The 25,949-nt window shown below is 60.1% G+C and carries 23 protein-coding genes; 9 read left to right on the top strand and 14 right to left on the bottom strand.

Features of this window, described 5'->3' with window-relative positions; translation table 11 throughout:
* The first annotated feature begins 135 nt into the window (after window positions 1–135).
* Entirely contained in the window at window positions 136–1,065 is a 930-nt protein-coding gene (locus tag GSQ93_RS37240; protein WP_158941211.1) for an Ig-like domain-containing protein, read from the top strand.
* Between the two features lie 114 nt (window positions 1,066–1,179).
* Here the strand turns inward: GSQ93_RS37240 and purB are convergent, their stop codons facing one another.
* On the bottom strand, window positions 1,180–2,568 hold the full coding sequence (gene purB, locus GSQ93_RS37235; RefSeq protein ID WP_158941210.1) for an adenylosuccinate lyase: 1,389 nt from the start codon (window positions 2,566–2,568) through the stop codon (window positions 1,180–1,182).
* Window positions 2,569–2,719: 151 nt separating this feature from the next.
* Between purB and GSQ93_RS37230 the strand changes: the two genes are divergently transcribed.
* Window positions 2,720–2,965 carry a plasmid stabilization protein gene (locus tag GSQ93_RS37230; protein WP_158941209.1) on the top strand — a complete coding sequence of 82 codons (246 nt, stop codon included), beginning with the start codon at window positions 2,720–2,722 and terminating at the stop codon, window positions 2,963–2,965.
* Window positions 2,962–3,384, top strand: coding sequence for a type II toxin-antitoxin system VapC family toxin (locus tag GSQ93_RS37225; protein WP_158941208.1), 423 nt, complete (start codon window positions 2,962–2,964; stop codon window positions 3,382–3,384). Before GSQ93_RS37230 ends, GSQ93_RS37225 begins: the two co-directional genes overlap by 4 nt.
* A gap of 11 nt (window positions 3,385–3,395) precedes the next feature.
* On the opposite strand, the gene murU is transcribed toward GSQ93_RS37225, so the two are convergent.
* Both murU and GSQ93_RS37215 read right to left on the bottom strand, forming a co-directional pair.
* Window positions 3,396–4,088: an N-acetylmuramate alpha-1-phosphate uridylyltransferase MurU gene (murU, locus tag GSQ93_RS37220; RefSeq protein ID WP_158941230.1), complete on the bottom strand. Its 693-nt coding sequence runs from the start codon at window positions 4,086–4,088 to the stop codon at window positions 3,396–3,398.
* Window positions 4,089–4,105: 17 nt separating this feature from the next.
* On the bottom strand, window positions 4,106–5,131 hold the full coding sequence (locus tag GSQ93_RS37215) for an aminoglycoside phosphotransferase family protein (RefSeq protein ID WP_158941207.1): 1,026 nt from the start codon (window positions 5,129–5,131) through the stop codon (window positions 4,106–4,108).
* 259 nt (window positions 5,132–5,390) lie between these two features.
* On the opposite strand from GSQ93_RS37215, the gene GSQ93_RS37210 reads away from it, so the two are divergent.
* From GSQ93_RS37210 to GSQ93_RS37185, 6 genes are all read left to right on the top strand, one after another.
* On the top strand, window positions 5,391–7,778 hold the full coding sequence (locus GSQ93_RS37210) for an LPS-assembly protein LptD (protein ID WP_158941206.1): 2,388 nt from the start codon (window positions 5,391–5,393) through the stop codon (window positions 7,776–7,778).
* Window positions 7,779–7,845: 67 nt separating this feature from the next.
* Window positions 7,846–9,225 (top strand): peptidylprolyl isomerase, encoded by a 1,380-nt coding sequence (locus tag GSQ93_RS37205; RefSeq protein ID WP_174254718.1) that lies wholly within the window; start codon window positions 7,846–7,848, stop codon window positions 9,223–9,225.
* An 8-nt stretch (window positions 9,226–9,233) separates the two neighbouring features.
* Entirely contained in the window at window positions 9,234–10,211 is a 978-nt protein-coding gene (gene pdxA / locus GSQ93_RS37200; protein WP_158941204.1) for a 4-hydroxythreonine-4-phosphate dehydrogenase PdxA, read from the top strand.
* 43 nt (window positions 10,212–10,254) lie between these two features.
* Window positions 10,255–11,067 carry a 16S rRNA (adenine(1518)-N(6)/adenine(1519)-N(6))-dimethyltransferase RsmA gene (rsmA, locus tag GSQ93_RS37195; protein ID WP_158941203.1) on the top strand — a complete coding sequence of 271 codons (813 nt, stop codon included), beginning with the start codon at window positions 10,255–10,257 and terminating at the stop codon, window positions 11,065–11,067.
* Between the two features lie 415 nt (window positions 11,068–11,482).
* Window positions 11,483–12,631 (top strand): porin, encoded by a 1,149-nt coding sequence (locus GSQ93_RS37190; protein ID WP_158941202.1) that lies wholly within the window; start codon window positions 11,483–11,485, stop codon window positions 12,629–12,631.
* A 178-nt stretch (window positions 12,632–12,809) separates the two neighbouring features.
* The gene (locus GSQ93_RS37185) at window positions 12,810–13,754 is read left to right on the top strand and encodes a LysR family transcriptional regulator (protein ID WP_158941201.1); all 945 of its coding nucleotides are present in this window, start codon (window positions 12,810–12,812) and stop codon (window positions 13,752–13,754) included.
* Between the two features lie 9 nt (window positions 13,755–13,763).
* Here GSQ93_RS37185 and GSQ93_RS37180 read toward each other — a convergent pair whose 3' ends face one another.
* The 11 genes from GSQ93_RS37180 to GSQ93_RS37130 form a co-directional block, all read right to left on the bottom strand.
* Window positions 13,764–14,699 carry a DMT family transporter gene (locus GSQ93_RS37180; protein WP_158941200.1) on the bottom strand — a complete coding sequence of 312 codons (936 nt, stop codon included), beginning with the start codon at window positions 14,697–14,699 and terminating at the stop codon, window positions 13,764–13,766.
* Window positions 14,700–15,250: 551 nt separating this feature from the next.
* Entirely contained in the window at window positions 15,251–15,637 is a 387-nt protein-coding gene (gene gloA / locus GSQ93_RS37175) for a lactoylglutathione lyase (protein ID WP_089163063.1), read from the bottom strand.
* A 171-nt stretch (window positions 15,638–15,808) separates the two neighbouring features.
* The gene (locus GSQ93_RS37170) at window positions 15,809–16,810 is read right to left on the bottom strand and encodes a M48 family metallopeptidase (RefSeq protein ID WP_158941199.1); all 1,002 of its coding nucleotides are present in this window, start codon (window positions 16,808–16,810) and stop codon (window positions 15,809–15,811) included.
* 96 nt (window positions 16,811–16,906) lie between these two features.
* Window positions 16,907–17,728, bottom strand: a complete 822-nt coding sequence (locus GSQ93_RS37165) for a 1-acyl-sn-glycerol-3-phosphate acyltransferase (RefSeq protein ID WP_158941198.1) — start codon at window positions 17,726–17,728, stop codon at window positions 16,907–16,909.
* A 67-nt stretch (window positions 17,729–17,795) separates the two neighbouring features.
* On the bottom strand, window positions 17,796–18,359 hold the full coding sequence (gene gmhB, locus GSQ93_RS37160; RefSeq protein ID WP_158941197.1) for a D-glycero-beta-D-manno-heptose 1,7-bisphosphate 7-phosphatase: 564 nt from the start codon (window positions 18,357–18,359) through the stop codon (window positions 17,796–17,798).
* A gap of 11 nt (window positions 18,360–18,370) precedes the next feature.
* Window positions 18,371–20,470 carry a glycine--tRNA ligase subunit beta gene (glyS, locus tag GSQ93_RS37155; RefSeq protein ID WP_158941196.1) on the bottom strand — a complete coding sequence of 700 codons (2,100 nt, stop codon included), beginning with the start codon at window positions 20,468–20,470 and terminating at the stop codon, window positions 18,371–18,373.
* An 18-nt stretch (window positions 20,471–20,488) separates the two neighbouring features.
* Window positions 20,489–21,496, bottom strand: a complete 1,008-nt coding sequence (glyQ, locus tag GSQ93_RS37150) for a glycine--tRNA ligase subunit alpha (protein ID WP_158941195.1) — start codon at window positions 21,494–21,496, stop codon at window positions 20,489–20,491.
* Window positions 21,497–21,678: 182 nt separating this feature from the next.
* Window positions 21,679–22,176 (bottom strand): GNAT family N-acetyltransferase, encoded by a 498-nt coding sequence (locus GSQ93_RS37145; protein ID WP_158941194.1) that lies wholly within the window; start codon window positions 22,174–22,176, stop codon window positions 21,679–21,681.
* On the bottom strand, window positions 22,157–23,875 hold the full coding sequence (lnt, locus tag GSQ93_RS37140; protein ID WP_158941193.1) for an apolipoprotein N-acyltransferase: 1,719 nt from the start codon (window positions 23,873–23,875) through the stop codon (window positions 22,157–22,159). The genes GSQ93_RS37145 and lnt overlap by 20 nt, the downstream gene beginning before the upstream one ends.
* Window positions 23,876–24,089: 214 nt before the next feature.
* Window positions 24,090–25,016, bottom strand: coding sequence for an HlyC/CorC family transporter (locus GSQ93_RS37135; RefSeq protein WP_158941192.1), 927 nt, complete (start codon window positions 25,014–25,016; stop codon window positions 24,090–24,092).
* A 235-nt stretch (window positions 25,017–25,251) separates the two neighbouring features.
* Entirely contained in the window at window positions 25,252–25,947 is a 696-nt protein-coding gene (locus tag GSQ93_RS37130) for a gamma-glutamylcyclotransferase (protein ID WP_254074258.1), read from the bottom strand.
* Between the last annotated feature and the right edge of the window lie 2 nt (window positions 25,948–25,949).

Below are 25,949 nucleotides of genomic sequence, written 5' to 3'. Positions count from 1 at the left end.
AGGTGTAAAGCTTAGCGCGTTGAGCTATTTCAGGTTGTGAATCAACGACCGCGGGACAACCATTTATTGCGTTCGCCAACCGATGAATACCAAGCTAAGTGCCGTACTCTGGTCTTAACCAAAGGAATACGCAAAATGGCTTCTGAGTTTGACATTGAACCCCAGACGGGCATAACGAGTGTAGATGGCGCAGCAAGCGGCGGCACCATCAATAACGAAATCCCGCTGATTACGGGTAAGACCGAACCGTTCGCAACTATTGACGTGTACGACGGCACAACGCTACTCGGCGTGGTCGCAGCGAACGGTCAGGGCAACTGGACGTTGCAACTTTCAACGCCGCTTTTCGATGGCATTCACGATCTGTCAGCCGTGCAAGCGGGTCAGTACGGCGCGAAGATTGCAACCAGTTATTTCCCCGTTACCGTGGAAGCGTCCAGTCATTCAGCGCAGCGCTACCAGGACGCTCCATTGCAGAGTAATGAGTCGTCGCTTTTCAATCATTCGCCGGAGAACAGCGGGTTGCCGTATTTCCCGGCGAATGCGTTTCGCACGCAAGCCGCTCAGGCGTTCATGGACAACGCGGAAGGGGACAACAATGTTCGCGCCGTTGGCCAACCGGACGCTGATCCACAGGCCTACGTCAGGCAACTGGCGTCGCATCCCGACAGCGGAAAGGGCTTCGATATGCTCGCTTTTCAGGGCGACCATCAGGTTCTCGACCTGAGCGCGCTCACGGACCGTTCATCGCTTGCGCACGTTCCTGGCATTGGCGGTTTCGACCTTGGCGGACAACATAACGCGCTGGTGCTCTCGCTAGCAGATGTGCTTAGTCTGGGCGAGCAAGACCTGTTCATCGACGACGGAAAACATCAGCTCATTGTGAACGGGAAGGAAGGCGATTCCGTGGATCTGACCAGCTCGCATGTTCCAGGTTTGATCGATGGCGACTGGCATCATCACGGCACGGCGGAGGTCGGCGGGGTGCTTTATAACGTGGTCGAGCATTCGACCGCGAACACCGAACTGCTGGTTGAGCACGCGGTGAGAGTCGAAGTGCATTGACAGCAGGCGTTTCGCGCAGCGGCCAGCCTCCTGTGACACGCGAAATGCAAAGGCCGTTCGAGGTTATCGAACGGCCTTTGCATTCATGTTCATTCCATGAAACCGTGCAGTGAATTACTTGATACGTTTCGCCAGTTCCACCGCTTTACCCACATATGAATGCGGCGTCATGGCGAGAAGCAGGTCCTTGGCGTCATTGGGAATAGCCAGTCCCTTGATAAACGTCTGCAAGCCTTCGCGCGTAATGCCTTTACCGCGCGTCAGTTCCTTCAACTGCTCGTACGGATTCTCCACGCCGTATCTACGCATGACCGTTTGCACCGGCTCGGCCAGCACTTCCCAGCAGTTATCCAGATCTTCATTCAGACGCGCCGGATTCACTTCCAGCTTGTCCAGTCCGCGAATCAGCGAGTCGTATGAGAGCAGCGAATACCCAAATCCAACGCCAATGTTACGCAGCACGGTCGAGTCCGTGAGGTCGCGCTGCCAGCGCGAGATGGGGAGTTTATCGGCGAGATGGCGCAGCATGGCGTTAGCCATTCCCAGATTGCCTTCCGAATTTTCAAAGTCGATAGGATTGACCTTGTGCGGCATGGTCGATGACCCGATCTCACCCGCCTTCGTCCGCTGCTTGAAATAGCCAACCGAGATGTAGCCCCACACATCGCGATCCAGATCCAGAAGAATGGTATTGGCACGCGTGATGGCATCGAAGAGCTCGGCCATGTAATCGTGCGGTTCAATCTGAATGGTGTACGGATTGAACGTAAGTTTCAGGCGATCTTCCACCACGCTTTCCGAGAACACTTCCCAATCGAACTCTGGATACGCCGACAAATGCGCATTGAAGTTACCGACCGCGCCGTTCATCTTCGCGAGAATAGGCACTTCGGCAATCCGCTCGATCGCGTTTTGCAGCCGCGCCGCCACGTTCGCCATTTCCTTGCCGAGCGTGGTGGGACTGGCCGGCTGACCGTGCGTGCGTGACAGCATGGGCTGCGCGGCGTTCGCGTGAGCCAGTTTCACAAGGCGTTCATGCACCGACTGCAGCGCGGGCAGCAGCACATGCTCACGGGCGCCCGCGATCATCATGCCGTGCGACGTGTTGTTGATATCTTCCGACGTACACGCAAAGTGGATGAACTCGCTGGCGCGCTCGAGTTCCGGCTGTCCTTTCACCGATTCCTTCAGCCAGTACTCAACCGCTTTCACGTCGTGATTCGTGACCTTTTCGATGTCCTTGATGCGCGCGGCATCGTGAGCGGTGAAACGCTCGGCGAGTTGCAGAAGGAAATCTTCGGAGTCGGCGGAAAAGGCCGGGACTTCATCGAATCCCGCCTGCGACAACGCGATCAGCCAGTGAATCTCCACTTTCACGCGATGCTTCATGAAGGCGTATTCGGATAGCCATTCGCGCAGCGCCTCGGTTTTGGCAGCGTAGCGACCGTCGAGCGGTGACAAGGCGGTGAGGGCGAAGAGGGTATCGGGACGGGTATCGGACATGGTGGGGCCGCGGAGTGAGACGAAAGGAGAAATGGATTTTACCATTTGCAAACCGGGCGCTGACCGGCACGGACTTCACCGTGCCGACAACGTCCAATTCGTGAATTATGTGCTAGCATTGCAGTCAATGACAGCAAACGGAGTACTCTTTATGGCAACGCTGACAATTCGCAATCTGGACGACCAGGTGAAGGCATTGCTTCGTGTTGAAGCGGCCCGGCATGGCCGGTCCATGGAAGAAGAGGTGCGAGTGATATTGCAGAACGCGTTGGTGGGCACTGCGAACACCGCTGGTTTTGGCAGCCGCGTCCATCAACGCTTTGCGAGTCTCGCCGACGAGGGTCTGTCGCTACCGGATCGCACTGAACAACCTCGGGTTGCCGAGTTTCCGGAATGATTATTCTGGACACGAACGTCTTGTCGGAACTCATGCGCGCCAACCCCGATGAAAACGTTTTGGCCTGGCTCGATTCGCAGCATTCGCAGGACCTGTACACCACAGCCATTACCGTTGCGGAATTGTTGTACGGGGTTGCCCGGCTCGCGCACGGCAAACGCAAAACCGCGCTGCGCGGCGCGATCGAATCCATGCTCGAAGGAGAACTGGCCGGCAAGATTCTCCCCTTCGATGCTAATGCCGCACGCCGTTACGCAATGCTTGTGGCTGAATGCGAGTCACTTGGTCGGCCAATCAGTTCAGCCGACGCGCAAATTGCCGCTGTATGCCACGCCCATGACACAATGCTCGCGACGCGAAACGGCAAGGACTTCGAGACGGCAGGAGTCCCAATCATTGACCCCTGGACCCCGGTATAGCGTTCAGCGCCTTACTTGCCCCGCAGCGCCCGATCCAGCTCCTCCAGCTGCGCGGCCGTCCCAACGTTCTCCCATCGTCCTTCATACAGTTCGCCGGTAGCGCGCCCGGCTGCGACCGTCTCCTGGTAATACGGCGTCAATGCGCGCCGCGTGTTGGGAGCGAGATCGCGGAACATGCGCGTGTCGTACAAACCGATATTGCCGAACGTGAAGCGTGCTTCGCCATCGAGGGAAAGTGTGCCGTTGGGCTCGAGCGCGAAATCGCCGAGCGTATGGAACGGCGGATTCGGCACCATGACCAGATGCATGGCGGGCTCAGATGCAAGCGCCATTGCAGCCGTGCGCGCTCGCAAGCTCGCGTAGTCGAAGTCGCAGAATACGTCGCCGCTGACTGCCAGGAAAACCGCCGCTTCACCGTCTTTTTCGAGTAATGGCAAGGCCTTGGCAATTCCGCCGGCCGTCTCCAGCGCGTGCATCTCGCGCGAGTAGCGGATCTCGACGCCCCAACGCGAGCCATCGCCAAGATTCGACTGAATCATCCGCCCAAGCCAGGCGTGATTGATCACGATGACTTCAAACCCCGCCGCCGCGAGCCGTTCAATCTGCCAGACAATCAATGGCTTGCCGCCAACTTTAAGCAGCGGCTTGGGACACGAATCCGTCAGTGGGCGCATGCGCTCGCCGCGCCCGGCGGCGAAGATCATCGCTACGTTGAGAGCGCTCAAAACGTATAACCCACGTCTACGGCACGGCCTTCCAGCGTATCAAGCAAGCGTGCAAAGGGCCGCAACGGCCTGTACCGCTCCGACACCTTCCGCGCATAACCAATAAACCGCGGCAAATCCGCCAGATACTGCGGTTTCCCATCGCGATGATAAATGCGCGCAAACAGCCCCAGCACCTTGATATGGCGCTGCAATCCCATCCACTCGATCTGCCGATAGAACTCGCCGAAATCGGCATCCACAGGCAATCCGGCCTTGCGCGCGCCTTCCCAGTAGTAGACGAAGCAGTCGAGTTCGAACGCTTCTTCCCAGCTAACGAACGCATCCCGCATCAACGAAGCAATGTCATAGCTCAACGGTCCGTACACCGCGTCCTGAAAGTCGAGCACGCCGGGATTCGGCTCGCTGACCATCAGGTTGCGCGGCATGAAGTCGCGCAGCATGAAAACCTGCGGCTGAGCCAATGCGCTTTCGACCAGGACGTTGAAGGTGTCGTCGAGTACCTTGCGTTCGGCGGCGTCCAGCGTGTGGCCCAGATGCTTCGCCACGAACCACTCGGGCATCAGTTCCATTTCGCGGCGGAGGAAGGCTTCATCGAAAGCGGGCAAAACGCCTTCCTTCGATGTCACCTGGAACTTGATCAACGTATCAATCGCCGAGCGCATCAGCGGCCGGGCGTTCTTTTCATCGAGGACGGAGAGGTAGGTCGTGGTGCCGAGATCGGTCACCAGCATGAAGCCGGCATCGAAATCCGTTTCCAGGATCTGCGGTACATGCACGCCGGCGTCGCGCAGCAATCCGGCTACTTGCACGAACTCGCGGCACTTCTCGGGCGGCGGGGCATCGACGGCAATCAGCGTCTTGCCGGCGTCGCTTTCAGCAGCCAACCGGAAATATCGACGGAAACTGGCGTCGGCGGAAGCGGGGGCAAGTGTGGAAAGGTCCAGCCGATACCGATCAGCCAGGGTTTGCAGCCAGTCGTGAAGCTGGGTAAGGCGAAAATCGGTGTTTGGGGGCGTCATAAATTCGAGGGGTGAAACGTCTTGCCATATAATACCCCACGACTTTTTTAAGCATTCCGTTTGCGCCCGGCGCGAAGCCTTTGGCAGGCCACAACGGCATCGTTGGCCACCGAAGGGCACGATAGCCGCCCGACTCATCCATCGATCGATTCATTTTCGTTCGCAGCGAACCGACAACTCCGGTGGCGCGAGTTCCGGTGGCTGTGCCCGGGTACTCTCGTCGAGCGCCGAGCGTGACGCGATTGAACAGCACTCAAACATGCCGCCACGACAGTTTTCCAAACCAGTTCCATTGCGCCCACAGCGTGATCAGCGGCCACGCAGGCGGCGGCTGTTCGCGGCGTTGATCGCCGTGCCCGGCCTGATGCCCGCGCTCGCGCACGCGCAGCTATCGGGCGGGGCAGCCGACACGCAGCCACTAGGCGACGCCTGGAGCCTGCGGCTCGCGCCTCAGCTTGAGGAACGGCCGCTGCGTCAAGGCGACCAGCCCGCTACGTTCGTCCTCGGCGATCACACCACGGGCACGGCCGATCAGGACATGGCAGCGAAGGGCTCGGCCGAATTGCGCCGTAATGTGTCGGTGATCAAGTCGGATGCGCTGCATTACGACCAGGACACGGACATGGCCGATGCTTACGGTCATGTCAGGATCTTCAGCAACGGCAATTCGTTTATCGGCCCGGAAGCGCACTTGAAGGTGGAGGCGAACGAGGGTTACATGACGAACCCGAAGTACCGCTTCAATCTCTCGAACGGCTCGGGCAGCGCGCAGCGCGCGGACTTGATCGACGACGAACAAACGAAGGTCGATCACGGCACGTACACCGCATGTTCGTGTGAGACGGATCCGGCCTGGTATATCAAGGGTACGTCGTTTGACTTCGATACCGGCGCCAACGAAGGCGTCGCGCACAACGGCGTGCTGTTTTTCCAGGGCGTCCCGGTATTCGCGAGCCCGTGGCTGTCGTTTCCGCTGACCAGCGAACGGCGGAGCGGTATCTTGCCGCCGACGGTGTCGGTGAATTCGACCACCGGTTTTGAAGTGGAGTTGCCGTACTACTTCAATATCGCGCCGAATCGCGATTTGGTGGTTACGCCGCGCCTGATGACGCGGCGCGGTATTCAGATCCAGTCGACGTTCCGGTATTTGTCGCCGACTTATTCGGGCACGATCACCGGCGAATTCCTGCCGCAGGATCTGCAGACGCATACGAACCGCTATGCGATCTACATCCAGCACCAGCAGAACTTCGGTGGCGGATTCGGCGCGTACATCAACTACAACAAGGTCTCGGACAATCAGTATCCGGAAGACCTGGGCAACGCGTCGAACCAGATCATCAACGGCACGCAGGTCCTGTATCAGCAGGAAGTGGGTGTCACGTACAACAACGGACCGTGGTCCATTCTTGCGCACGAACAGCGCTGGCAGGTGTTGCCGCCGGCAACCTCGCCGTACGCCCGCGAACCGCAGTTGAACGTGCTGTACAACAAGTACAACGTCGGCGGTTTCGATTACGGCGCGGAAGCGGACTACACGCGCTTTACGACCACCATCGCGGACTCCACGGAAGGTCAGCGCGTTGTTTTCAATCCTTACCTGAGCTACAGCGTTACCGGACCGGGTTATTTCGTTACGCCGAAGGTGCAGTATCACTTCGCGTCGTACGACTTGAACGAGATCGGCAGCGCGGCCAACGGCACGCCGGCGGGCCAGCCGAAGAACCTGTCGGAATCCATTCCCACGGTCAGCTTCGACACCGGCCTGGTGTTCGACCGCTCGGTGCGAATCTTCGGCCAGGATTACATCCAGACGCTGGAGCCGCGCCTGTATTACGTGTACACGCCGTACCGTAACCAGGAATTCGCGCCTATTTTCGATACCGGCCAGTCGGACTTCAGCCTCGCTGAAATCTACACGCCGAACACGTACGCAGGTAACGACCGTATTGCCGATGCAAACCGTCTGACGGTCGGCCTGACGTCGCGTTTCATCAACCCGGCAACGGGTGACGAACGTGCGCGTTTTGTGATCGCGCAGCAGTATTATTTCCAGCCGCAGCGCGTCACGATCACCGCAGGCCAGCCGCTCGACCAGGCGAAACATTCGGACCTGATCCTGGGCGCGTCCTTCAAGCTGGGCGCTGGTTTTTCACAGGAAACTGCGTTCCAATATAATGCCGACAACAACCAGTTGGTGCGTTCGAGCATTGGTTTCGGGTTCAGCCCGGCGGCGCGCGAAGTCATCAATATTGGATACCGGTACACGCGGGCGAACGAGACCACGCTGTCCACCTCGCCGATCAACCAGATTCTGGTTTCGGCACAATGGCCGCTATCGCAACACATTTATAGCGTCGCCCGGGTGAACTACGATCTGGCAGGCCATCGGCTTGTCGACGGCCTGTTGGGCTTCCAGTACGATGCCGACTGCTGGACGCTGGGCGTCGGCCTGCAGCGTTACGCAAACGGTATCACTAGCACCGGAAGTAACACTGCCGGGACGCGGATTCTCGCTCAAATGACGTTCAAGGGCTTGTCGAACGTCGATAATGGGCTGACCGCGGCGTTCCGTGCCGGCGTCGCTGGCTACACGCCGCCGCCGCCGCCGCCCGCACCGCTTGCGCGTTACACGAATTACGAATGAGCGTGCGGAGTGTGCAGTACGCCGTAGGCAATAGGGTCGGTCACCGGCCGCAATCGATGGAGTATCTGTGTCAAACATGAACAAGTTGAAGTGCGCAATGTTCGCGGCCGGTGTTTTCGCCGCAGCGCTGCTGGCCGGACCGGTGGCGCACGCTCAGGCGCTGTCGTCCTCGACCACGGCGGGCGGTGCGCAGGTTGCGGATTCTGTCGCTGCGGTGGTGAACAGCGACGTCATCACGGAACGTGAACTCGCCGACCGCACGGGTCTGATCGTGCGCCGCTTGCAGCAGCAGAACGCGCCGGTTCCCCCGGCGGATCAGTTGCAACGTCAGGTGCTCGACCAGATGGTGATCGAACGCATTCAGTTGCAGAAGGCGAAGGAAGACAACATCGTCGTTGACGACGCCACCGTGCAACGCACGCTCGAGCGCCTCGCGCAGCAAAACAACATGACGCTCGACGTGTACCGCGCGCGCATTGAGGCGCAAGGGGTGCCCTGGACGACCTTCCAACGCGATGCCCGCACCGAGCTGACGCTGTCGAAACTGCGTGAGAAAGAGGTGGACAGCAAGATCACGGTGTCGGACGGCGAAGTGGCCAACTACGTTGCCAGCCAGCGTGGACCGGCCGCCCGCCAGTCCAACGACCTGCATCTGCAGCACATCATGTTCAAGGTGCCGGACAACGCGTCGCAGGCTGACATTGCCGCTATTCAGGCGAAGGCCGATGCCGTGTTGAAAGACGCGCAAAGCGGATCGGACTTCACCAAGCTGGCAAAGAACAATACGCAAGATACCGATGCGGCCAAGGGCGGCGATCTCGGTTTCCGCACCCAGGCTTCGTTACCGGCGTCCATTGTGACGGCGGTTTCAACGCTGCGTCCGAACGAGGTGAATCCGCAACTGATTCGCACTGACGGCGGGTTTGAGATCATCAAGCTGGTGGATCGTCGCGTAGGCCAAGGCCAGGCCGCCGATGCGCCCAAGATCGTGCAGACCCATGTCCGGCACATCCTGATTCGCGTAGCCGATGGCGTGTCCGAGTCGGCCGCCCGTCAGAAGCTGCTCGAAATCAAGGGTGACGTTGAGAAGGGCGGTGATTTCGGCAACTTCGCGAAAACCTATTCGCAGGACGGTTCAGCGTCACAGGGCGGGGACCTCGGCTGGATCAGCCCGGGCGAAACCGTGCCGGAATTCGAGCGCGCCATGAACAACCTGAAAGACAACCAGGTCAGCGACCCGGTTCGCAGCGAGTACGGTTATCACTTGATCCAGGTGCTGGCACGCCGCGATGCGGAAGGCTCGGTACAGCAGCAACTGGACACGGCACGTCAGGCGATCGGTCAGCGCAAGGCCGAGCAAGCATATTCCGACTGGCTGCGTGAACTGCGCGACACCGCCTATGTGCAATACAAGGGTGTTGCGGCTCAGCAAGCGCTGAACCAGTAAGGCTTGAGATGAACGCAGCGTCGCCATTGTCAATCGCCATTACCACCGGGGAACCGGCGGGCGTAGGGCCTGAGTTGACGGTGGCGGCGCTGGCTGAAGCGGCACAGCGCTGGCCATCGGTGCGGTTTACCGTGCTCGGCGACCGTGAGTTGATGGCTGAGCGGGCGGGTTCGTCGGCTTGGCTTTCTAGCGGCGCGGACATTGAAATAGAGCATCACGCGCTGAGCGTGCCCGTCGTCGCGGGCAAGTTGAATGCCGCTAACGGGCGTTACGTGCTTGGCCTGCTCGATGCAGCTATCGACGGGGCGGTGAGTGGTCGGTTCGACGCTATCGTCACCGCGCCGCTGCAAAAAAGCACTATCAACGATGCCGGCGTTCCCTTCACCGGCCACACCGAATATCTCGCTGAACGCACCCATACGCCGCGCGTTGTCATGATGCTCGCGGGCATGGGCGAGCGGCCGCTGCGCGTCGCGCTTGCTACTACGCATTTGCCGCTGAAGGACGTGTCGGCGGCGTTGACGGTGGATGGGATTGTCGAAACGCTGAGCATTATCGATCGCGACCTGAAAGCGCTGTTCGGTCTGCCGAACCCGCGCATCCTGGTCACCGGACTCAATCCGCACGCGGGCGAAAACGGTTATCTGGGCCGCGAGGAAATCGATGTCATCACGCCCGCGCTGCTGCAAGCGCGCGCGCTGGGCATTGACGCGCCCGGTCCTTATCCGGCGGATACCTTGTTCCAGCCGCGTTATCTCAAAGACGCCGATTGCGTGCTCGCGATGTTCCACGACCAGGGTTTGCCGGTCCTGAAATTCGCGACGTTCGGCGAAGGCATCAACATCACGCTCGGGCTGCCGATCATCCGTACCTCGGTCGATCACGGCACCGCGCTTGATCTGGCCGGCACCGGCCGTGCGGATCCGGGCAGCCTGATGGTTGCTATCGATACAGCCGTCGCCATGGCGCGTCATCGTCGTTCCTGACCTATTGCCTTCCTTTTCATTGCGGTTTTAATCGGCTTCTCCGATGTCCATCAAGCACCAGGGCCACTTCGCGCGCAAGCGCTTCGGGCAGAACTTCCTCGTCGATCAAAGCGTGATCGATTCGATCGTCGACACCATCGCGCCCAAACGCGGCGAACGCATGGTTGAGATCGGGCCGGGTCTCGCCGCGCTCACCGCGCCGTTGGTCGAGCGGCTCTCCACGCCGGAGTCGCCGCTGCACGCGGTAGAACTGGATCGCGACCTGATCGGGCGGCTTGAGAAGCGATTTGGCAATCTGCTGGCGCTGCATGCCGGCGATGCCCTCGCGTTCGACTTTGGTTCGCTCGCGCTGGAAGGCGATAAACCGTCGCTGCGGATTGTGGGGAACCTGCCGTACAACATTTCCAGTCCACTGCTGTTTCATCTGACCACGTTCGCGCCTAAAGTCATCGATCAGCATTTCATGCTGCAGGACGAAGTGGTGGACCGGATGATCGCCGAGCCGGGCAACAAGGATTTTGGGCGGCTGACGGTGATGCTTCAGTATCGCTATGCCATCGATAAACTCATCGACGTTCCGCCCGAATCGTTCAATCCGCCGCCGAAGGTGAATTCGGCCATCGTGCGGATGATTCCTTTCGCGCCGGATGAGTTGCCCGATGTGGACGACAAGGTGCTGGGCGAAGTGGTGCTGGCGGCGTTCTCGCAACGGCGCAAGATGATGCGCAATACGCTGGGCGTGTATCGTGATCGCGTGGATTTCGATGCGCTGGGATTCGACCTTTCGCGGCGCGCGGAAGAAGTGCCGGTGGCCGAGTTCGTGAAACTGGCGCAGGTGGTGAAGGCGGCGCAGTAGTCGCTTTTAAGGCAGCAGGCGCGTTCCTGTGGCGCGTGCCTTCTTGGGCCGGGATGACGTGCGCGCTGGCGCACCAAGGCGGTTCTATCCGACCGCTATTGCCCCTGCTGCCGCTGATCTTATCTTTTCTATCTCACTATTCCGGGTTCGCTGACGCGAACCGCGCGACCGCTGTTCTGCTTGTCTTTCCCCCTCGCTCTCATGCGGCTCCTGCATCCTATCGATGCAAGGAATGCACTGGAGTAAATCCCCTCGTTAGTCTCAAATTGGCAGCGCAAACGCGCAGCAGACTCTTTTAAGGGGCAACCGCTTCAGCGGCATGACGCGGGTGCATCGGAGACGGGCAACGGCTTCTTTGATTCGTGGCGATACAGGCGCGGCCTGATCGTCGCATTACGACATCACGAGGAGACGTATGAACAGGTCGGGACAACTTAAAAAAACGGGCGGGTTAGGAAAATGGTGCAAGCTGAGTTGCGCGTTGCTGCCCGCCGCGTTCGCGTGCGAAACGAGCGAAGCACAATCCAGCGTCACGCTCTACGGCGTTGCCGACGTGAGCGTGCGTTATCTGTCCAACGCCGACACGCAGGGTAACGGCCGCTTCCTGATGGGACCGGGCGGCATGAGCGAAAGCCGCTGGGGCATCAAGGGCGTTGAAGATCTGGGCGGCGGCTGGGCGACCACCTTCAAGCTCGAAAACCGCTTCTTCCTGAACAGCGGCCAGAGCGACCCGACCATGCCGTTTTTCAACGAAGCGCAAATCGGACTGCAGTCATCCACTTACGGACAGGTCGTGTTGGGCCGTCAGTACAACGTGATGATTGAGGGCATTGTGATGGGCGGCTACTCCAGCAATCCGTGGATTCCCTTCGACTTCAACTTCCAGCCCGAAGTCACCATGACCGGCGGCATCTGGAGCAGCAACCAGATTCAGTATCACGGCAAGTACAAGGACTTCCGTATTTCGACCGCCTATTCGTTCAGCGGCAACGCCGGCCATATGGCATACGGCAGCCAGTACGGCGTGGCCGCAGCGTACGCGCCGGCGAACGGCCCGTTCACGCTCGGTGGCGCGTTCAAGGAAACGAAGGACTCGATCAACGGCAGCAACGCAAAGGCGTGGACCATCGGCGGCTCGTACACGTGGGACAAGACGCGCTTCGCGCTGGGTTATATCGTCAATCAGAACGACAAGGGATTCTCCACGTTCGCCAACGGGCCGTTCGCTGCACCGGGACTCGCCGCGCTGAAATGGTCCGACTTCAAGAAACGACGGATGATACTTGGCGGTATTACGCAGCAAGTCGGACCGTGGCATTTCGCCGGGAACGTATGGCGCACGCTGCAAGACGGGAAGACCCAGCCGATGGACGGTTCGGCGTGGCAGTTTCAATTGGTCGCCGACTACGACATCTCCAAGCGTACCGATGTATATCTGACAACCGATTATTCACTCTATAGAGGCGATCTGATCGGCTCGCAGTTGCAAGGGGTCAACGCTGTCAGCCTTGCGCAAAAAAGCACGCAGCTTGGCGTGATGGCCGGGATCCGGCACAAGTTTTGAACCCGTTTTGAGTCAGGACCGGCGCATCCGGCGCGGGATGTCGCCGGACGTTCGCGTATTTTCTGCGAACGTTCGGCGCCGGTATGCGCTGGTATGTGCGGCTCGCAGACTGTGAGAAATGGTATAACCAGCCGGCTTCAAAACCGGCGATCAATCAATTAGGGCTCCGTTTTAAATCATGCATGAGATTAATTCGCGGCGTCTCGCGCACCTCATCGCGCTCGCCGAGGAGGGCAGTTTCGCGCGTGCAGCGGAGCGGGTTCACCTGAGTCAGCCCGCGCTCAGCCGCAGTATCCAGGCGCTGGAAGACGAGTTCGATATCAAGCTTTTCGATCGTGCAGCACGCGGTGTGACCACGACGGCAGCCGGCCGGATGCTGGTCGAGCGCGCCCGGCGGGTGCTGTTCGAAGCACGCTGTCTTTTTCGCGACGTCGAGCTGATCAGATCCGACGCCCTAGGCGAAGTGAGAATCGGAATGGGACCCTATGCCGCTGCCGTCCTGTTTCCGGATTTGCTGGTCGAACTTGCGCGGCGGTTTCCTGCCACCAAGGTAGTGGTTCAAATAGACGAAGCGGGCGTGCTGATGCAAAGCCTGCGCTCGGAGGGCGCTGATTTCGTGGTGGTGGATCGTCGCGAAACGCCTGCTGCGCCCGACATAAGCACGCATCGTCTGACCAGTCATGACGGTGGCTGGTTCGTGCGCCCTGGTCATCCGTTGCTCGCACGTTCACCGGTGCCGCTGGCAGCGTTAAAAGATTTTCCGATGGTGTCCGTGCCGCTGTCCGCGTTCATGGAAGATGCGTTGCGGCGATTGCTAAAGTTTCGCGCGCACGAAGCCATTCCGGTGCAGCTGGAATGTGACGATGTCGCCGTGCTGAAGGACGTAGTCGCGCGATCGGATGCCGTGATGTTTTGCACGGCTTCCGTGTTACAGCGAGATCCCGATAGTCAGCGCCTCGTGCGCGTGCCAATTGTTCATTCGCGCAAATTGGGGCTCCAGTTCGCGCTTATCTGTCTTGCGGATCGGACGCAATCCGCGGCGGCGGATGCGGCACTCGCACTTGCCGGGCAGATCATGAATGACGCCAGCCGCGCGGCGCAAGCGGCCGGACGCGCCCGGTAGCGGGCCTTTTCAGGTGCGCCGCCATCCGGCGGGGGCATTGACCAGCGCAATGCCCATGACCACAAGCGCCGATGCAATAATGAAACGCGTTGTCAGCGTTTCGCCCAGCAGCACCACGCCGAAGGCCACACCGAAGATCGGCGTGAGAAACGAGAACACCGAGAGCCGCGACGCCATGTAGCGCGTCAGCAGCCAGAACCACGTGAGATAGCTCAGGAACGCCACCACGATCGCCTGATAGGCGAGACTGGCGACGGCAACCGGCGTGATCGTGCTCACATGCGTCTGCCCGAGCGCGAAGGCGAGTGCGAGCAACACAATTGCCGATACCGCGAGTTGATAGAGGAGCGTCTTGCTCGCGCTTGCACGAGCGAGCGGTGATGCGCGGATGACGACCGTTGTCGCCGCCCAGAACACGCCGCCGAGTACGCCGAGGGCATCGCCGGCAGTGCCTTGCCATGTCGATGCGCTGCCCGTGGTGGGGTGCAGGAAGCCATCGGCGAAAGCGAGTGCGATGCCGCCGAACGCGAGCGCTATTCCCGCCCACTGCACCCGCTTCAGTTTTTCTCCCGCGACGAACCAGTGCAGGCCGAGCGCCATAAAACACGGCGCGGTGTAGAGAAAGACGACCATGCGCGTGGCGCTGGTCAACGTCAGTCCCAGGAAGATGCACACAAACTCGCCGCCGAACAGCAGGCCTGCGAGCAGGCCGGACGCGAGGGTATCGTCGCGGCGAAACAGCGCGACGCCGCGTGAACGTGTCCATAGCCAGACGAGGATTGTCGCGATGGTTGAGCGGATTCCCGCTTGAAGCAGCGGCGGGAACGAGGCGTTCGCTCCCTTGATGGCGACCTGCTGGAAACCCCACACGGCGCATAGCGCGATCATCAGCAGGATGGCAGTGGCGTCGGGCGCGCGGCGTACAGGCAGGGCAGTGGTGCTCATCGAATTATTGTGTTTTAGCCGGTTGCTGAGTCATGTCTCTGGCGCATTCTGCCATTGATGGCGTTGGGCTGTCATGCGGGGGTGTCTCGCATGGAGTTGGCATTACCGGTGTTGGGTCGGCCGCCCGGGATGTCGAGTGATTAAGCCCGGCGCGTTGTGCGCTGCACGAAAATGCTGGCACGCTGGCCTTTGTTCACGATGTAGGGATCGTGCTGTTGAGCCTGATAATTTAGGATATCTGATGATAGTTCGCGAAGAGTTGGCATCAAGCGGAAATGTTTGAGGCTCCCGAAGGAGCCTCAAACAGCGCGGGAGCTCTTGACTGGAAACCAGCATACCAGCACGGCTGGACCCTGCTTGCGCAGGAGGCGGATAGACGTCCTTGCGAACCCCGCAGACCTATCTGTGATCAGTATATATAGAGCAGACATTTCGTGACTTCGAAAAAACGTCACGTTTTGAGTGCGATCGGCGACAAGCGCAAATTTGATCGTCGCGAAAAGTTTGGAGATAACCCGCCATCGCTGGCAGATCGTTACCTCCAAACCGACTCAAGCATGCTTCTCGATCAACTCGACCTTGTACCCATCCGGATCTTCAACAAACGCGATCACGGTCGTTCCGCCTTTCACCGGACCGGCCTCGCGCGAGACCTTGCCACCGGCTTCGCGGATGCGATTGCAAGCGGCCGCTGCGTCGTCCACTTCCAGCGCGATGTGACCATAAGCCGAGCCCAGGTCGTACTTGTCGACGCCCCAGTTGTAGGTCAATTCGAGCACGCTGTTTTCGCTTTCATCGCCGTAACCGACGAACGCAAGCGTGTACTTGTATTCGGTGTTTTCGCTTTGACGCAGCACTTTCATGCCGAGGATGCGCGTGTAGAAATCGATGGATCGCTGCAAGTCGCCGACTCGCAGCATGGTGTGAAGAAGTCGCATGATGGGGTTCCTGTGGGGAATGTCGATGGAACGGGTAGTCCGCTTTACCGTGTCTTTTACCGTGTTCTCAGTGAACAGCGCGCACGATTAAAACGGCCACGTCCAAAATTGTACCGCCCGCCGCCAAGGCTCGCTGAGCGCTGCGTTGTACCGCTCCGCGAGCATGGCGCGTTAAAGCAGGGGCAGCAATTCGGGCGGATGATGTTTGAGCGTATGCCGCGCTTCGCGGAAGTCCGGGAAAATGGATTCGACGGTGTGCCAGAAGCGCGCACTGTGATTCATCTCTCGAAGGTGCGCGAGTTCGTGCGCGACCACATAGTCAATGACATGCACGGGGAAATGAATCAGCCGCCAGTTGAGGCGGATCTTGCCGTCGCTGGAACAACTGCCCCAGCGCGTAGCTGCCGAGGACAGCGCATACGCCCTGAATTCAACGCCTAATTTTGCCGCATACACCGGCAGCCGTTCGCCGAAAACCTCCAGCGCCTGAACATGCAGCCAGCGTTGCACACGCTCGCGAATAAGCTGACCATCTGCCAGTGCGGGAAGGCCGAGCCACAATACGTCGGTTTGTGAATCGAAGGCTGGTTGCGTCGCGCTCTTGCCCGTCGTGCCCGGCGCGGAAGTCATCATGACGGTGACGTTTTTCCCGAGATACGGAAGCTGTGCGCCATCCTTCCATTCAATCCGCGGTACCGCGCGTTGTTCCACGCGCGTTTGCCATTCGGTGAGCTTCTTGAAGATCCACTTTTCCTTCTCGGCAATCGCGCTTTCAATTGCGCCGATGGTCACCCAGCGCGGCGCCGTAATCGCGAGGCCGGTGCCGTCGATAGTGAAGCCGATTGTCCGGCGCGATGATCGTTTCAAGCGGTAATCGAGCATCTGCGAACCGAGCACGAGTTGCCGGTTGCGCGACCCGTCGGGCGCAGTGGGTGCACCGGGTGAACGAAATGGCGGCGCGGCAGGGCTGGTGGTTTCGGTTGTATCGGTCGGCGTGATGTCGCCACGCAATGTTGCAGGCATGGCGGGTGTCGTTGCGGCAGGAGTGCCCAACATGGCAGGCGATGGTGCCGCACTCGACAGCCTTGGCTCACTGGGGAGGTTGAGCGGCAGGTCGAGTTGCGGGTTGTCGAGCGCGGCAGCGGGACGCTGTCGCGAGGGGGTCTTCTGCATCGGCTCAGCTTGGCGCACGCGGCGCAGGAATGACGGAAAGAACGGCACTAACGATAGAAATGAACGTAACGAGCGCAACGATAACGACATCTGGCGCTACAGGCCGGTAGCCGCGCCGCGAGACTTGGACTCGGCATCAGACTTAGCGTCTGACTTGGCGTCGGCGTCAGACTCGGCAGCGAAACGATCGGCGGGACCGTACGAGTCCGGATCAAGACGACGCATTTCCGTTTCGATCCAGCGCTCCACGCGCAGGTTGACTTCTTCCGGCGTGAGGCCTGTCGTGTCGATCGGACGACCGATAGACATTGTGACTATACCCGCATATTTAAGAAACGATTTCCGCGGCCATACGTGTCCGGCGTTGTGGGCAATAGGGACGACCGGCGCACCCGCCGCGCATGCGAAGCGCGCACCGCCTGACTTGTACTTGCCTTGCTGGCCCACGCGTGTACGCGTACCCTCCGGGAACATGATGACCCACGCTCCCTCGGCCATGCGCTCGCGCCCTTGCCGCGCCACCGATGCAAACGCGTCCTTGCCCTGACGCCGGTCGATATGAACCATCTTCAGCATGCCCATGGTCCAGCCGAAGAACGGCACGAACAGCAACTCACGCTTGAACACATAGCAGAGCGGTCGCGGCATTAACGCGGGGAATGCCAGCGTTTCCCAAGCCGACTGGTGTTTCGACAACAGCACGGCCGGACCATTGGGAAGGTTCTCCATGCCTTCAATCTGATAGCGGATACCGTTCAGGTATCGCATCACTACGACGCACGATTTGCACCAGTACGCCGCCATCCAGTAACGCTTTTCCGCGCGCATGAACGGGAACACGAGGAAGCACACGCACGCATACGGCACCGTATAAACGGCGAAAAAAATCATCAACAACAGCGAACGAATGAAGCGCATCGGCTTGAATAAGTCTTATGTGATGTGACGAAAAAACCCTGGCGTTAGATCGGCTAGATCAGTCAGGTCAGTCGTGATGTGCGGCGAGGAAGTCGAGCGCGAAGGTGCGCAGGTCGTCGTGTACTTTCGTATTCGGCGGCAGATTGCCCGCTGCGAGCGTTTTGCGCCCCTTGCCGGTCAGCACCAGATGCAGCGCAAAGCCGAGCGCCGCGCCCGCTTGCAGATCGCGCAACGAGTCGCCGACCATGGGCGTGTCAGCAGGATCGATCTCGAAGCGCTCGACAATCTGCTGCAACATGCCGGGCTTAGGCTTCCTGCACTCGCACTCGTCTTCTTGCGTGTGCGGACAGAAAAACACGGCGTCTATGCGGCCACCCACAGCCGCCGCCGCCCGGTTCATCTTTTCGTGCATTGCGTTGAGCGCGGCCATGTCGAACAGACCACGGCCTATACCCGATTGATTCGATGCAATTGCCACACGGTAGCCGGCCTGATTCAAACGCGCGATCGCTTCCAGGCTGCCGGGGATGGCAACCCATTCGTCGGGCGACTTGATGAACGCGTCGGAGTCGACGTTGATCACGCCGTCACGATCGAGAACCACCAGTTTTTTATTTGCGTTGGTCGGCATGGTGTGGCGCATCAGGCAGCAAGCTTCGAAATGTCCGCGACGCAATTCATCTGCTGATGCAGTGCGCCGAGAAGAGCCAGGCGGTTACTTCGCAGCGCCGGATCTTCCGCGTTCACCATCACGTCGTTGAAGAAAGTATCCACGGCATCGCGCAACGCGGACAGCGCGGAGAGCGCTTCCGTGTAGTTGCGCTCGGCCAGTTGCGTTTGCACGCGCGGTGCGACTTGCTCGAGCTGAGCGTACAGCGCTTTTTCGGCCGCTTCTTGAAGCAGGGCGGGCTGCACACTGGAAGGCACGCCTTCCGCCGACTTCTTCAGGATATTCGAGATACGTTTGTTCGCCGCGGCAAGCGATGCGGCTTCCGGCAACGACGCGAATTCGCGCACAGCGTCCAGACGCGCGACGATGTCATCGAGGCGCGTGGGGTTCAGGCTCAGCACGGCGTCAATTTCAATTGCGTTGAAACCGCGCTCGCGCAGCACGCCGCGCAGCCGGTCCATGAAAAACGCGTAAATGGCGTCGGTTGAATCGACGACTTGCGGCATGCCGGCGAATTGCTTGTGTGCGGTGCGCAGCAAGTCGAACAGGTCGATGGCAAGGCGCTTTTCCAGCAGGATGCGCAACACGCCGAGCGCGTGACGGCGCAGCGCGAACGGATCTTTCTCGCCGGTTGGCTGCAGGCCGATGCCCCAGATGCCAACGAGCGTTTCCAGTTTGTCGGCCAAAGCGACGGCGCTGCTCACGCCGGTGGGCGGAGTTTCATCGCCGGAAAATCGCGGCTGATAATGTTCCGAAGAAGCGAGCGCGACTTCTTCCGGCTCGCCATCATGGCGCGCGTAGTACGTGCCCATGGTCCCTTGCAATTCCGGGAATTCGCCGACCATGTCGGTGATCAGGTCGGCCTTCGCGAGCAGGGCGGCGCGCTTCGTGACGGCCACATCCACGCCGATCATGGGCGCGATTTCACCGGCCAGCGCTTCAAGCCGCTGCACGCGCTGCAACTGCGAACCGAGCTTGTTGTGATACACCACGTTCGCGAGCAGCGGCACGCGGTCGGCGAGACGTTTCTTCTTGTCCTGCTCGAAGAAGAACTTGGCGTCGGCCAGTCGCGGGCGGACCACGCGTTCGTTGCCTTCCACAATATCGCCCGGCGTTTGCGTGTCGATGTTCGACACAATCAGGAAACGCGAACGCAGCTTGCCGTGCTCGTCAGTCAGCGCGAAATACTTCTGGTTCGTCTGCATGGTGAGGATCAGGCATTCCTGCGGCACTTGCAGGAACGACTCGTCGAAACGGCACTGGTACACGACCGGCCATTCGACCAGCGCATTCACTTCGTCCAGCAACGACTCAGGCATGACGACGCGATCTTCGCCCGCGAATGCCTGCAGCTGCGTGCGGATGGATTCGCGGCGATCATCGAAATTCGCGACGACCTTGCCCTTCGAGCGCAAGGTTTCGGCGTAATCGTCGGCGTGCGCGATAGCGACAATTCCTTCCGACATGAAGCGATGCCCCAGCGTGGTGTCGCCGGAGTCGATGCCGAGCGCGCTCACCGGCACGATATGACGGCCATGCAACGCGACCAGCCCATGCACCGGCCGCACGAACTGCACGCTGGTGCCGTCCGGCCGTTGATAGGTCATCAACTTGGGAATAGGCAACTTGCTGAGCGTTTCTTGCAGAGCGGTCTGGAGACCGTCGGCAAGGGTTGCGCCGGGTGCCGCGTAGCGCAGGAAAAACGCTTCGGCCTTGCCGTCCTGGGCGCGTTCGAGATCGCCGATGGCGAAGTCGGGAAAACCCAGCGCCGCGAGTTTCTTCGCGAGCGGCGCGGTGGGCTGGCCGTCTTTGTCCAGTGCGACGGAAACTGGCAGCACCTTCTCGCGCACTTGCCGTTCCGGCGCGACTGCGCGCACATTCTTGATGAGCACGGCGAGACGTCGCGGCGTGGCATATTTTTCGAAACTCGCTTCGCCTTCAATCAGGTCGCGCGCGGCCAGCCGCTGCACAATACCTTCGGCAAACGAGGTGCCCAGGCGCGCGAGCGCCTTCGGCGGAAGTTCTTCGGTGCGCAGCTCGACGAGCAGCGATGCAAGATTGGTTTCGGTCATTGTTATGTCGTGCTCTGGTCAGGCCTGATCGATATTGCGCTCGACCTTCAGCGCCGGCGCCCACGCGGGCTTGGCGGCGTCTTGTGCGTCCGTGGTGAGTCCGGCCGCGGCGTGTACGGGGTTGCCCAGCATCGGGAAGCCGAGCGCCTCACGGGACTCGTAATAGCCCTTTGCGACTGCACGCGACAGATCGCGAATCCGGCCGATATACGCCGCGCGCTCCGTCACAGAAATCGCGCCGCGTGCGTCCAGCAAGTTGAACGTATGGCCGGCTTTCAGCACCAGTTCATACGCGGGCAGCGAGAGCTTCGCTTCAATCATCTTCTGTGCTTCGGCTTCGTAGCTCTTGAAGAACGTGAACAGCAGGTCGACGTTCGCGTGCTCGAAGTTGTAGGTGGACTGCTCGACTTCGTTCTGGTGATACACGTCGCCATACGTCAGGCGCCGGAGTTCACGGCCGTTCGGCGTGTCCTCTTCCCATTCGGTCCACACGAGGTCGTAGACGTTCTCCACTTTCTGCAGATACATGGCGAGCCGTTCGAGACCGTAGGTGATCTCACCCAGCACCGGCTTGCAGTCGATACCGCCGACTTGCTGGAAGTACGTGAACTGGGTCACTTCCATGCCGTTCAGCCAGACTTCCCAACCAAGGCCCCACGCGCCGAGCGTCGGATTTTCCCAGTCGTCTTCCACGAAACGCACGTCGTTCTGCTTCAGGTCGAAGCCGAGCGCCTCAAGCGAGCCGAGGTACAGGTCCAGGATGTTTTCGGGCGCGGGTTTCAGCACCACTTGATACTGGTAGTAGTGCTGCAGGCGGTTCGGGTTGTCGCCGTAACGGCCGTCCTTCGGACGCCGTGACGGCTGGACATACGCTGCGCGCCACGGTTCCGGGCCAATGGCGCGCAGGAATGTGTGCACGTGCGAGGTACCCGCGCCGACTTCCATGTCGATCGGCTGGAGGAGCGCGCAACCCTTGTTATCCCAATAGGATTGCAGCGTCAGGATGATTTGCTGAAAAGTGAGCATGAATGCCTTTGAAGCGTGCCTTCGAAGCCTAAGCCGGTGGGCCGGCGCGTAGTCGAAGCGGACCGGAAAAATGCACCGGCCGGAGGGCTAAAACGTTGAATTTTAGCGGGAATGAGGGGCTTGTGCGACTTTCCGGGGGTGAACGGCGGACTCATCGGCCATTCGGCCGGTAAAAACGGGGATTATCCGTGGAGCCGTTTCGTCATGGGTACGCAATCCATGGTCAGGCCGCGCGGCGAGCGGTATGGCGTGATTTCATCGCCTTCAAAACCGAGTGAGCGATAGAACGGCGCGGCGTTCAGCGTGGAGTCGAGCTTGAGTTCCTGAAGTCCGTGCGAAAGGGCGAGTGTTTCCAGATGGCGCATCATCGCCGTCCCGATGCCACGTTTCATATACGCCGGATGGACAAAAATCGCATCGATTTTGCCGGTCGCGAGGTCGATCATGCCGGTGCCGGCCACTTGGTCGCCGATGGTTGCCACCAGGAAACGCTCCTCGACGGCATCGGCAAATGCTCTCGAAGCCGTGCCGCCGGTCCATTGCTCCAGTTGGTCCAACGGATACGCGGCCGCGCATTCACTCATCACGGCGGCGCGGCGGATCTCCCACGCGGCGTCCGCGTCCGCTCGCACCGCTTTGCGGATGGCGAGCAGGGCGGGCTCAGGATTGTTGCGGACCATTGTTGTCAGGTTTGTTGCGGCCGTTCCTGCCCGGCGCGAACGCAAAGGCGAACGCCAGCAGCAATAGCGACACCAAGATCACCGTCATGTTGCCGCTCGTGACATACGGCGTACGGCCGGATGTGCCCTGCACGGTGGCATCGAGAGAACCGACCGTGTACACCGGCAAGCGCGCCACGACATCGCCATTCGCCGCGATCACCGCGGTGGTGCCCGTGTTGGTCGAGCGCAGCATGGGGCGACCTGTTTCGATCGACCGCATGCGGGCCATTTGCAAATGCTGATCCAGCGCAATGGTGTCACCGAACCACGCAAGATTCGTGGAGTTCACCAGGATGCCCGCGGGCGCTTCCTGTTCGCGAATCGTCCGCGCAATCTCTTCACCGAAAATGTCTTCGTAGCAGATATCGACGGCAATCGGCTGGTTGTGTACGAAGAACGATTTTTGCACCAGTGGGCCGCGGCCCAGGTCGCCGAGCGGAATGCCCATGAGCGCCACGAACCAATGGAAACCCGTTGGCACGAATTCGCCGAATGGCACGAGATGATGTTTGTCGTAGCGGTACACGTCGTGCTGATTCGGCGTGATGCCGAACAGGCTGTTCGTGTAGCCGGTTACGCGGCCTTCCGAAGCGGTTACGCCAATTGCACCGAACAGGATGGACGAGTTGGTGGTATCGGAGAAATTGCGCAGTGCAAGCGCCAGATCCGGGGGCACCTCGACAGCCAGAACGGGCAATGCCGTCTCCGGCGTGACGATGAGATCCGCAGGCTTCTCGGTGATCAGTTTTTTATACAGCGACAACGATTGATCCACGCCCGCCTGCTCGAACTTCATGTCCTGCTTTACGTTGCCTTGCAGTAGCCGAACGGTGAGCGGCGCATTCGCCGGGGTCGTCCATTCGACCAGCGACAACAGCGTGCCGGACGCAAGCAGCACCATTGCCACGATGAACGGCGCAAGGCGCGCAGCCTTCGAGGTTTCGGCCACCGCCGAGTTGGGCTTAAAACCGTAAAACCCTTGCACAAGCAACGCGGCCACGAGGCCAAGCACCCAGCCCACGCCATATACGCCTGCAATAGATCCAAAGCCCGCCAACGGGCCATCGACTTGCGCATACCCGCTTGCAAGCCACGGGAAGCCGGTGAACACAAGGCCGCGCAACCACTCGCCCAGCGCCCACGCGCTCGCGAACGCAAACGCGCCATGCCAGGTCGGCACGAAGCGCGGTTCATCGATCGGCATCGTTGTTGAGGAGTCGTTGTCGCCATACCGTGCACGGCCCGCGCACAGCGACCAGACCACGCCCGCCAACGCCGGATAGATCGCGAGATACATTGAAAACAACGCGACCGCCGCAGCCGCCAGCGGCGCCGACATGCCGCCGTAGTCGTGCATGCTGACATACAGCCACCACACACCCGTCACGAAGTTGCCGAATCCAAACGCCCAGCCCGTCAACGCCGCGCTTTTCCAACCATCGGTGCGCGTCAGCCACGCGAAGAACAGCGTAAAGATCACGAGTTCGACCCAGCCGCCATGCGGCGTAGGCGCGAACGACAGCGTATTCGCGGCGCCCAGCACGGCTGCCACGAGGTAATGCCAGAACGGCAAGGACCGAGCCGTGCCGGCGCGTTTTTCAGCGGGCATCGGCTGGGAGCCGCGCCGCGAGGTGATAGGAGACGAAGAGTCGGCCATGGATTACGAGGTCGGCAGAAAGTAAGCGAATGACGAAGCGTGACCGGCGCTCGTCATTTCACAAAAAGGGCGCAAAACACCTGTGTAGCCGGCACGCCACTGACTACTGGCAACTGACGCGTAGTGTGAACACGCAGTGTTACAGGCTTAAGCAGGCCGGGGCCGCTCAGCGGCGTTCCAACGCGTATGTCGATCAAGCAAGAAGCAAACGCGTTCAATCGCGTTCGTCGTCGTTGTCATGGTCGCGATGGTCGCGGTGGTTACGCGAATTCCCGTCGAGCAGGTTGGTATTCGGTGCACGTCGTACACGCAGCACGTGGATCTGGCGGGCGTCGCCGCGGAGAATCTCGAACACGAACTCGTCGATCTTCACCTTCTCTCCACGATGCGGCACGCGCCCGAACCGATGCGTAACCAGCCCGCCGATGGTGTCGACTTCGCCGTCGGAATAGTGCGTGCCGAACTGTTCGTTGAACTGCTCGATACCCGTCAGTGCACGCACACGATGCGCTCCATCCGGCGTCGCAATGATGTTGCCGGCTTCTTCGTCGAAGTCGTATTCGTCTTCAATGTCGCCAACAATCTGTTCCAGCACGTCTTCAATCGTGATCAGTCCGGCCACGCCACCGTATTCATCGACGACGATGGCAATGTGATTCCGGTTCACGCGGAAATCGTGCAGCAATACGTTCAGGCGTTTCGATTCCGGAATGAACACGGCGGGGCGAAGCATGCCGCGGACATCGAATTCTTCTTCGTGGTAATAGCGCAGCAAGTCTTTTGCAAGCAGCACGCCGATCACGTTGTCACGGTTGCTTTCGAATACCGGGTAGCGCGAGTGCGCTTTTTCGAGCATGAACGGAATGAACTGCTCGGGCGTTTCGGCAATATTGATGGCGTCCATCTGGGCACGCGGAATCATGATGTCGCGCGCGCAGAGTTCCGAAACCTGGAACACGCCTTCGATCATGGAGAGCGAATCTGCGTCGAGCAGATTGCGTTCGTGGGCGTCCTGAAGGACTTCCAGCAATTCGTCGCGCGATTCAGGTTCGTGCGAGATGAAATCGGTCAGGCGCTCAAGCAGCGTGCGCTTTTCCGGCGGTTTGTCGGTGTGTCGTCGACTGGGATAGGCGTCGTTCATAGTGGGGCGCCCGGATTGTTCCGGACGCGAAATTTCGGAAAGTTAAGAATACACCAAGGAAAATTCGCGCCCATTCGAGCCGGCGCGAAGACGTTCAGATTTTGTAGAAACATCGTAACTGATAAATATTGGCCGAGTATGTCGAGCCGGTGACGTTAGCCGATCGGTCACAGTTGAATACATTACCAAGCATTCGATGCAGTTTTATGCGTGCTTTTAACGCGTTCCGTCGCATTCATTCTTGCGACGAATTCGTGGAATTCGCGGAATTCACACTCCGGCAGCGCTGCAACAGCGCTTCGAGTTGCCGGTCGGGCATGCCGCATTCGCGTAGCGCCTCGACCGTTCGGCTAACGTAGTCGAGCGTGGTGCCGTATCGGCCGGTGGCGCAGCCGAGCACGTGGCGGACCATTGGGTCGGCGAGCTTGCCGGTGTAGGTGGAGGCCTCGCGTCGCATCACGAACGCCAGCGCCTCCACACGGCGGCCGTCGACCAGCGTGCAGGGCAACCAGGCCACGCGGTACGAATTCATCGCCATTTCGCGTCGCCACAGCACGTCAAGGTGCGGGTCCGCGCCCTCAGCGGCAAGCCTGAACGCCATGCCGGAGCACGAACCGCCGCGATCCAGCGCCAGTACGAGCCCAGGCTGCTCGGGTGTGCCGCGATTCACGCGCGACCACAAATACAGCCCGCGATGATAACCGTGCACCTTGCTGCGCACCGTTTCCACGGCAGGCAAGCCCGGGTTCCAGATCAGCGAGCCATAGCCGAACAGCCAGAGATCGGTCTTGCGATCCCAGTGCGCCAGGGCTTTTTCACGCGATGCCACGAGTTCTTCGTCGGTGAGAAGACGCGACTCCTCGAACACCGGCGGATAGTCGACGGGAATCGCTGCAGACAGGTCGGGGAGAGGGGAAGGGTCGTCAGTCACGG

The organism is Burkholderia sp. S171 (assembly GCF_009766085.1).
GTDB lineage: Bacteria > Pseudomonadota > Gammaproteobacteria > Burkholderiales > Burkholderiaceae > Caballeronia.
The sequence above is the reverse complement of the archived record's forward strand: the minus strand, read 5'-3'. Positions and strand labels throughout refer to the sequence as shown.

Coding starts and splice junctions, on each gene's coding strand:
- GSQ93_RS37240 (WP_158941211.1), top strand. CDS start 136: ATGGCTTCTGAGTTTGACATTGAACCCCAGACGGGCATAACGAGTGTA.
- purB (WP_158941210.1), bottom strand. CDS start 2,568: ATGTCCGATACCCGTCCCGATACCCTCTTCGCCCTCACCGCCTTGTCA.
- GSQ93_RS37230 (WP_158941209.1), top strand. CDS start 2,720: ATGGCAACGCTGACAATTCGCAATCTGGACGACCAGGTGAAGGCATTG.
- GSQ93_RS37225 (WP_158941208.1), top strand. CDS start 2,962: ATGATTATTCTGGACACGAACGTCTTGTCGGAACTCATGCGCGCCAAC.
- murU (WP_158941230.1), bottom strand. CDS start 4,088: ATGATCTTCGCCGCCGGGCGCGGCGAGCGCATGCGCCCACTGACGGAT.
- GSQ93_RS37215 (WP_158941207.1), bottom strand. CDS start 5,131: ATGACGCCCCCAAACACCGATTTTCGCCTTACCCAGCTTCACGACTGG.
- GSQ93_RS37210 (WP_158941206.1), top strand. CDS start 5,391: ATGCCGCCACGACAGTTTTCCAAACCAGTTCCATTGCGCCCACAGCGT.
- pdxA (WP_158941204.1), top strand. CDS start 9,234: ATGAACGCAGCGTCGCCATTGTCAATCGCCATTACCACCGGGGAACCG.
- rsmA (WP_158941203.1), top strand. CDS start 10,255: ATGTCCATCAAGCACCAGGGCCACTTCGCGCGCAAGCGCTTCGGGCAG.
- GSQ93_RS37190 (WP_158941202.1), top strand. CDS start 11,483: ATGAACAGGTCGGGACAACTTAAAAAAACGGGCGGGTTAGGAAAATGG.
- GSQ93_RS37185 (WP_158941201.1), top strand. CDS start 12,810: ATGCATGAGATTAATTCGCGGCGTCTCGCGCACCTCATCGCGCTCGCC.
- GSQ93_RS37180 (WP_158941200.1), bottom strand. CDS start 14,699: ATGAGCACCACTGCCCTGCCTGTACGCCGCGCGCCCGACGCCACTGCC.
- gloA (WP_089163063.1), bottom strand. CDS start 15,637: ATGCGACTTCTTCACACCATGCTGCGAGTCGGCGACTTGCAGCGATCC.
- GSQ93_RS37170 (WP_158941199.1), bottom strand. CDS start 16,810: ATGCAGAAGACCCCCTCGCGACAGCGTCCCGCTGCCGCGCTCGACAAC.
- GSQ93_RS37165 (WP_158941198.1), bottom strand. CDS start 17,728: ATGCGCTTCATTCGTTCGCTGTTGTTGATGATTTTTTTCGCCGTTTAT.
- gmhB (WP_158941197.1), bottom strand. CDS start 18,359: ATGCCGACCAACGCAAATAAAAAACTGGTGGTTCTCGATCGTGACGGC.
- glyS (WP_158941196.1), bottom strand. CDS start 20,470: ATGACCGAAACCAATCTTGCATCGCTGCTCGTCGAGCTGCGCACCGAA.
- glyQ (WP_158941195.1), bottom strand. CDS start 21,496: ATGCTCACTTTTCAGCAAATCATCCTGACGCTGCAATCCTATTGGGAT.
- GSQ93_RS37145 (WP_158941194.1), bottom strand. CDS start 22,176: ATGGTCCGCAACAATCCTGAGCCCGCCCTGCTCGCCATCCGCAAAGCG.
- lnt (WP_158941193.1), bottom strand. CDS start 23,875: ATGGCCGACTCTTCGTCTCCTATCACCTCGCGGCGCGGCTCCCAGCCG.
- GSQ93_RS37135 (WP_158941192.1), bottom strand. CDS start 25,016: ATGAACGACGCCTATCCCAGTCGACGACACACCGACAAACCGCCGGAA.